This window comes from Ferrovum myxofaciens, assembly GCF_000735045.1.
Lineage (GTDB): Bacteria > Pseudomonadota > Gammaproteobacteria > Burkholderiales > Ferrovaceae > Ferrovum > Ferrovum myxofaciens.
Map to the genome: position 1 here is coordinate 1 of NZ_JPOQ01000145.1, position 7349 is coordinate 7349.

General features: G+C 55.4%; 8 protein-coding genes and 1 pseudogene. 2 read left to right on the top strand and 7 right to left on the bottom strand.

Features of this window, described 5'->3' with window-relative positions:
• Positions 1 to 96: 96 nt before the first annotated feature.
• The 6 genes from IV91_RS0111850 to IV91_RS17405 all read right to left on the bottom strand — a co-directional run bounded on the left by IV91_RS0111850 (position 97) and on the right by IV91_RS17405 (position 3824).
• Positions 97 to 564, bottom strand: a complete 468-nt coding sequence (locus tag IV91_RS0111850; RefSeq protein ID WP_031598662.1) for a hypothetical protein — start codon at positions 562 to 564, stop codon at positions 97 to 99.
• Between the two features lie 34 nt (positions 565 to 598).
• A complete protein-coding gene (locus tag IV91_RS0111855; protein WP_031598663.1) occupies positions 599 to 916 on the bottom strand; it encodes a hypothetical protein in 318 nt (105 codons plus the stop codon).
• Positions 913 to 2310, bottom strand: coding sequence for a type II and III secretion system protein family protein (locus tag IV91_RS0111860; protein WP_082783253.1), 1398 nt, complete (start codon positions 2308 to 2310; stop codon positions 913 to 915). Before IV91_RS0111860 ends, IV91_RS0111855 begins: the two co-directional genes overlap by 4 nt.
• A gap of 8 nt (positions 2311 to 2318) precedes the next feature.
• Positions 2319 to 3137 (bottom strand): Flp pilus assembly protein CpaB, encoded by an 819-nt coding sequence (gene cpaB / locus IV91_RS0111865; protein ID WP_051862653.1) that lies wholly within the window; start codon positions 3135 to 3137, stop codon positions 2319 to 2321.
• A 62-nt stretch (positions 3138 to 3199) separates the two neighbouring features.
• A complete protein-coding gene (locus IV91_RS0111870) occupies positions 3200 to 3628 on the bottom strand; it encodes an A24 family peptidase (protein WP_051862655.1) in 429 nt (142 codons plus the stop codon).
• A gap of 25 nt (positions 3629 to 3653) precedes the next feature.
• On the bottom strand, positions 3654 to 3824 hold the full coding sequence (locus IV91_RS17405; protein WP_062188218.1) for a Flp family type IVb pilin: 171 nt from the start codon (positions 3822 to 3824) through the stop codon (positions 3654 to 3656).
• A 511-nt stretch (positions 3825 to 4335) separates the two neighbouring features.
• Here IV91_RS17405 and IV91_RS0111885 point away from each other — a divergent pair.
• Positions 4336 to 4806 carry a TadE/TadG family type IV pilus assembly protein gene (locus IV91_RS0111885; protein WP_031598675.1) on the top strand — a complete coding sequence of 157 codons (471 nt, stop codon included), beginning with the start codon at positions 4336 to 4338 and terminating at the stop codon, positions 4804 to 4806.
• Positions 4799 to 6661 (top strand): pilus assembly protein TadG-related protein, encoded by a 1863-nt coding sequence (locus IV91_RS0111890; RefSeq protein WP_031598678.1) that lies wholly within the window; start codon positions 4799 to 4801, stop codon positions 6659 to 6661. Before IV91_RS0111885 ends, IV91_RS0111890 begins: the two co-directional genes overlap by 8 nt.
• A gap of 53 nt (positions 6662 to 6714) precedes the next feature.
• Here IV91_RS0111890 and IV91_RS0111895 read toward each other — a convergent pair.
• Positions 6715 to 7349: pseudogene (locus IV91_RS0111895) on the bottom strand (dihydroxy-acid dehydratase); the annotation flags it as partial.

Consider the following 7349-nt stretch of genomic DNA (forward strand, 5'->3'; position numbering starts at 1 on the left):
CATCAGATGAAATAGTGAAAACCAAACCAGATGCAAAATCGGGGCAGCGCCGTCCAGCTGCGAGTGAAGTCGAATGCACAACTTAAACTCAAGGCATTATTGTCTTGACACAGGGGTCCACTTCACCCCACTCCCCCCCTTGCTGGGAATGAAGGAATAGACCTTCCCGCCCCGCAAGGCGCCCTCGAAGGCCGCCTGACGGGAACGTGCCCGTTCCACCACTTCAATCAACCGGTCCTCGAGTTCGGCCAGATACAGGGCATCGCGCACGCCCACCCGCATGGCCTGAACCAAAATCTGCTCTATCCGCTCGGCACAGATCAGAATCGTGCTGGAATGGGGATGTTGCAAATTGAACTTCTCGATATTGACCCAATCCGGTGCTTCCTCCTCCGAGCCATCGAGAATCAGAAGATTGGCATTGGCAATGTCCGGCATATCGAGATCAAGATGACTGGCTGACCGGTTCACCAATTCGACCTGGTCATTATCCCGCGCCCCAAGCAGCGTCACCTTGACCCGGTGAAGCAGGGCGTTATTTTTTGAAAGGACCGTGATCTTCATCGATGCGCCCACTCAACCCGGAGAATCATCATGCTCAGTAGGAACCCGTTGGAGTCGTCACAGGAGCCGCGGTCGGGCCCGCTCCCGCAGCAGAAGCCCCCATCCCCACGGCCAGGGAACTGGCCAGGGACTGGGGATGCAGATAGGAATAAATATAATTGTCCATGGTCGCCTTGGTAGTCGCGCCATCCAGCGCAATGGGGGCAACGGACACCTGAGCAGGGGGCGTAACGGATTGCAGGGCAATATTGTTGCGCACCGCTTCACCAAAACGCGGATCTCCCTCGTATTCGGCACACCCGACCATCATCAGAAGTGGGAGCATACAGACAGCCAACTGGACTGATTTCATTTTTCATCTCCTTCCATTTTGCCCTCGAGTTGAAACTGGGTTCGGGTCGGGGGCGTGAAACTGTCCGAAGGCAATGCAACCCGCTGCGTCGTCCCCTGAACGAGATGGGGCGTCACCACAAACACCAGTTCGGTTCGATTGTGTTGAAACTCCGAACTGCGAAACAAGGGTCCCAGAATGGGCAGTTCTCCCAGCAAGGGAAAAGCCTTGATGGTCTCCAGAATATTACTCTGAATCAGTCCACCGATCGCCAGACTTTCTCCATCGTTCAACTGAACGGTGGTGGACGCCCGTCGTGTGGTAATGGTGGGGACGACCATGGAACTGCTTCCCGATCCAAAGGTTGTCCCCGTGGTCAGCAACTCGGAAACCTCAGGCGAAACCCGCAGATTGATTTTTCCTCCATCCAGTACCGTGGGCATGAAATTCAAACCTACTCCATAGTCCTCTTCCTGCAGCGTAATGAAAACCCCACCCGCCACGCCCGTACTTTGCGGAATGGGGATATAGATCTTTCCACCGGCCAGAAAAGAGGCTTCCTGACCGCTCATGGCCACGATATTGGGTTCCGCCAATACCTTGGCCCGTCCCTTGTCGATTTCCCCCTGCAGGGTCATATTGGTTATGCTTCCGGTATATCCCACCCCACCAAGCAGAGTGAAATTTGAAACCAGCGCGGAGGCTCCCGTATTGGCAATGGTTTGAGTGGGAGTCGCATTGGGGAAGGAACTTACGCCACCAAAAGTCGCTCCCCCCTGCTGTCCCAACGCTGTATTGGCCCCCATTCGGTCATCCAGAGTTTTCTGGATTTCCACCACCTTGACTTCCAGCATCACCTGCGAAACGTTGCGCGTGGCCAGCAAATTGACGATCTTTTTGCCCCCGTACTGCTCAGCGATCAAGACGATCTGGCGAAGAATCACGCCATTGGCCACCGATCCCGACAATACAAAGGATTCTCCTGCCGCACTCACCGTCACCCCTTTCTCCTGGGGGACCAACTCGCGCAATTTGCCCTGCAATCCGGATATATCGATGGACACCACCACGTCCATGGAGGTCATGGCGCCATCCTTGGTCCACAGAAACAGATTGGTGCTGCCCACTTTCTTGCCCACCAGAAAGATTTCGCGATTACGCACCAGACTGACATCGGCGATTTCCGGATTGGAGACCGATACCCGCACCAGGGGAGCCTCCGCGTGCACCCGCAAGGATTTGTTCAGCGGCAACTGCAATAAGGGCGCGCGATCTCCCGACACCTGCGGAGGAGGCGCTTCCACCACCGGAACCGGCGTTGCCAGCGGAAGGAGGGGGGAAGGTACGGGATCAGCCCACCCCACCCCCACCATCAGCAGCCAAGATACGCCCATCACCCATTGGATTATTTTCATGTCATTCTCTATTGCGGGACGGTGGACCCATGAACGGTGCCACGGATGATCTCGATGGAAGGATTCGCCCGTTCCACCCAATGGGCTTTAACTGCAGTATGGATCGGCGTTTCCGGTACCGCAGCATTGCCCAGCAAGGCGGCCTTTCGCACTCCGGCGGTGATCACTTCCTTTTTATCCACCTGATTGCGCAGCACCAGACTCACCGCCCCCACGGCTTTGGCCAAATCCAGAGTTTCGGCCTGCTGCGGGGTCACCTCGAGGGTTACGGAATTCACCACCTTAGCTTTGACGTCATCCTTCAGGGTGACATCCTGTGCAACGGCCAATACCCGCACATCCTGAAGCACGATCTTGGAAATCATGTGGCTTTGTTCATCCTGCAGGCTGACCAATACATCCACGAGATTGCCCGGCAAGGCAAACCCCGCTACCCCCGCCACATCGTTGACATGGACGGCCATGGCCCGCTTGCCTCGGCCAATCAGGGCCGACAATCCCGCACGACTGCCTTCCGGCGCCAGATGTGACTCCAGCACCGGTTCCCCCAGAGCCAAAGGGGTGACCACAATACGATTATTCAAAAGGGAGGGATCTGAAAAGCCACCGATAATGGGTTCCTTGGCGGGCCAGTCGATCTTTCTGAGCATGCCCGCATTCAGGTTTTCACCGGCCTGAATCGGCAAGGACGCCACCACTACCTTGACCGACTGATGGGAAACGCGGGAATCAATCTGACGATTGACCCAGCGCACCGCCCCCCACAGGGTCAATGCGCTGAGCACAAGAGAAATGATCAGAAATAACAGCGCTTTTTGTTTTTGCATGGCGTTACCGCTTTCTGCTCCCGATTCAACACATCAACTCGCTCTAAAATTTCTCACTCCCCTCAAAATGACAGAAAGGATCGGAACTCATAAACCCCCACCCCCACGGCAATGGCCACCGCGTAGGGCAAGCGACGCGAAGCGCGCAAGACCAAGGCCAGAACCGCCAATGCACCCCCTGCCAAGGCAGTGTAGAGCGCACTGTATAACACGCCCTGCGGCCCCAGATACACCCCCACCAGACCCAGCAACTTGAGGTCTGCCGCCCCCATCCCGCCCAACCAATAGAAAGGCAGAAACACAATCAATCCCAGCAACCCGCCCAGCACAGCCTTCCATGGATCGAACCCAAACAGCCAGAACAGGATCACATACGCTACCAGGCCCAGACCCAACCACACATTCGGTACCCGTCTATAACGGATATCCGTCCACGCGGCAACTACGAGTACGCTGCCCAGAACGATTGCTTCGAGAGCATGAACCGTCATTCATGCTCTCGCCGGACACCAGGAATCAAACCACACCAGCAATACTGGTAAATTCTTTTTGAACATTACCACCCAGCATACTCGCTCCTCCAATCACAGCCACCGCAATTAACGCCGCCAGCAGGGCATACTCGATGGCGGTGACGGCTTCTTCCGAACCCACAAAACGTTTCAATCCCAGAATGAACTTTTTCATGACTTTCTCCCTTTGGCTTTGGTACTCAAAAGATGATGCTGAACCTTCATTTAACCACAGATACCCTAAACCGACGACGTCTCTTTCCTTGCCAGTCCACGATGCCCCCAATAAACTTTTGCCACGAGTGCATGTTATAACATGAGAATTTTGTCTTGATCAATATAATTTTTTGAGGCTCCATTAACTTATCCTGTTGATCTCGAATCATTAAATCATTCCCCGAGACAACCACAGGAATCACCCCGTCACTGAGTAGGAAATAATGACTGTCTTTATTGATCATAAATAACTATACCCAGAAACCGCCTCCTAAATACATAACGAGTTGAATCACAAACTTGTGGTATTTCACCCCATGGATTACGTTATATTTTTACCATTTCTTCTGGGATTTACCTTGTACCTTATAATATTTACATTACCCAACAATGGGTTACGAAAAATATCCCTTGCGATTCCGTTTTTATTGGCGTTAAAATCACACTCGTCAATCTTGCGGAAAAAGATCATGTCCAGTGAGCGTGGTGTAGCCGCCGTGGAATTTGCCCTCATTTTTCCCCTCATGTTACTTCTCATGTTCGGGATCATCGAGTTTGGCACGTTGATGTATGACCAGATCATGGTCACCAACGCGGCACGGGAAGGGGCGCGCTGGGGTTCGGCTCAGTCGGTCTCTCTGGCACATCCCGTTTCCTGTAGCGACCCAGGCATCAATGCCATTCAGGGCAGCAGCCCCTGTTCAGGCAGCGGATCGGGAACGGCTTGCATGGTGGCCAGCAACTACGCGGCCAATACCCTCATTTCCTACCAGGGAGGGAGCAACAACTCACCCACGGTGACGGTCAATTGCATGAATAACAACGGTGCGGCGATCGAGGTCACCGTCCAATACACTTTTCAGGGGCTGGGCTTGGGCTCGTTGAGCGCTGTCCAGGGTTCGAATAACCTTTCTTCTAAGGCGGTGATGTATTATGAATAAATTTCTCGGAATTTCAGCATCGTCCCGCGTTTCCCTGCTGTCGAAGCAGCGTGGCGCCGTCAGCATTGCCGCCGCGCTCTCCATGACAGCCCTGATGGGCGTGGGGGCCATGGCCGTGGATGTGGGCAATGTCATGGTGGCGCGCAATGATGTCCAGAATGCCGCCGATGCCGCTGCCCTGCGTGGGGCAGGACTGCTGTACACCCAGGGTTCTTCTTCCCCTGACTTTTCCGCCATGAACAATAGTCCCAATGGGCCAGTCTACACTACGGCCGACCTGAATACCCCCATCGAAAAACAAGATACGCTCACAGTCAATGCCAACTACTGGAAAAGCCTCAACTCGAGCGCCCCTTCCAATGATGCTGCCGTCAGGGTCACCTACACCAAGCGTGTCAACCTGTTCTTTGCCGGCATCCTTGGCATGAACAGCATGAATGTGACGGCCACTTCCACGGCTATTGTCCAGAACCAGAACAGTTCGGGATTGGGCGCAGGGGGGACCCATCTTCCCATCGCCATTCCTCAATGCGCCATCAACCAGTATTGGGACAGCAACAATAATCAGCCCAAAACCGATCAGATCCAGATAGGCCCCACCCATACCTGTTCTGGTGGGAACGGAAATCAGGAAAACCAGGGGAACCAACAAGAGAATCAGGGAAACCAACAGGACAATCAGCAGCAACAACAGGACAATCAGCAACAACAGCAGGATAATCAGCAACAACAAAATAACAGCGAGAACAGTGCCTCTTTCCTACGGTTCACGAATGCACAGCATGGCACACGCCATGCCGCCCCGCTGATGAACTATGTGGTGAATAACCAACCTCATCTGGTACGGATGGCCTACGCCCTGCCCGCAAGCGCACTTCAGTTCCAGGGCTATCGATCGGGCTTTGTTAGGGTGACCAATAGCGGTGCAGATCGCAACGGAAGCGCCAATACTGTTCAGGGCACAGGCCAGGGGGCAGGCGGCCCAGGTAACGGGAACGGTCCTGGCCAAGGCGCGGGCCAAGGCTTGGGGGCCGACGCCCATGTTGGCGCCAGTGTCAATACGGGGGATACCAGTGCGGGGGTCAGCGTCAATATAGGCATCGGATCGGGACAAAGCAGTGGGAACAGTTGCATCACCGGACAATTCACCCCCCTGACTTCACAACCCGACAACAGTATTTTCAGCCACTCTGAACAGGTAGCGCAAAACGGCAACCCCGAGGATCTTCATGTGGGTGACCAGATCGATCTGGAAAACGGTGACTACAGCAGTTCTCAGGGCAACCAGGGCAGCCAGGGCAATAGTGGAGATCAGCATCATAGCCAGCGGGAATCCCGACAACACCTGGCCCAATCCCGCTCCCTCATCGGTTTGATCCGCGCAGGCCACCTTCCTGCCTCGGTCAACTCAACGGGTTTCAGCCGCCTTCAGCTTTCAATCCCATCCTCTGGCCTCCTTCGGGTAGACCAGCAAGGAAATGGAAACCAGAATCAGGGCAACGACAACAACCAGAATCAGGGGAACGATAACAATCAGGGAAACCAGCAGGACGGGGGAGATCCTTACACGACCATCAACAATTGCAGCGCAGCCGGAAATCACTCCTGCGAATATTCCATCGTTCCCGTGGTGGACAGTGCCACCCCGGGGCCCCATGGCAAGCAGACTATTGTCGGTTTTGCCTGTCTCCATGTCCTGTCAGCGGTCAATGGCACGATCAACGCCACCCTGTCCATGGGGTGCATCAGCAACTCCAGCGCAAGTGTCAATATGGCGTCCTCGTCCTCGTCGTCTTCAAGCAGTTCGACACAAACCTCCTATGGCGTAGTGAGCCCACCGCGTCTGGCCCAATAGTCTTTGAACGTCTCCAGCATCACTTGGGGTGACCGCGCGTCACCCCCTTTTTTTCAATGGTCACCTTGTATTTTCGGGGTCTGTGGGGGGCAGCGCTTCAGTTGCGACAGGTCGCGCACTGCGCCGCGGTCGGCGGAGGTTGTCAGCGCGGCGTAGGCTTGCAGCGCTTGCGAGACAGGGCGCACGCGGTTCACTGGCTGCCATGCGTCGAGACCGCGCGCTTCCATCGTGGCGCGGCGATACGCCAGGTCTTCGGCGGTGACGCGCAGGTTGATCGAGCGTGAGGGAATGTCAATATCGATCATGTCCCCCTCTTCCACCAAACCGATGGCGCCACCTTCCGCCGCTTCCGGCGAGGCATGGCCGATCACGAGGCCGGAGGAACCGCCGGAAAAGCGGCCGTCCGTGAACAGCGCACAGGCCTTGCCGAGCCCCTTCGATTTGATGTACGACGTGGGGTACAGCATCTCCTGCATGCCTGGACCGCCTTTCGGGCCTTCGTAGCGAATGATGACGACGTCGCCCCCATGCACCGTATCGCCGAGGATCGCTTCCACCGCTACGTCCTGGCTTTCGAACACACGCGCCTTGCCGGAGAACTTCAGGATACTTTCGTCCACACCGGCCGTCTTCACGATGCAGCCTTTCTCCGCGATATTCCCATACAGGACAGCGAGGCCACCATCCT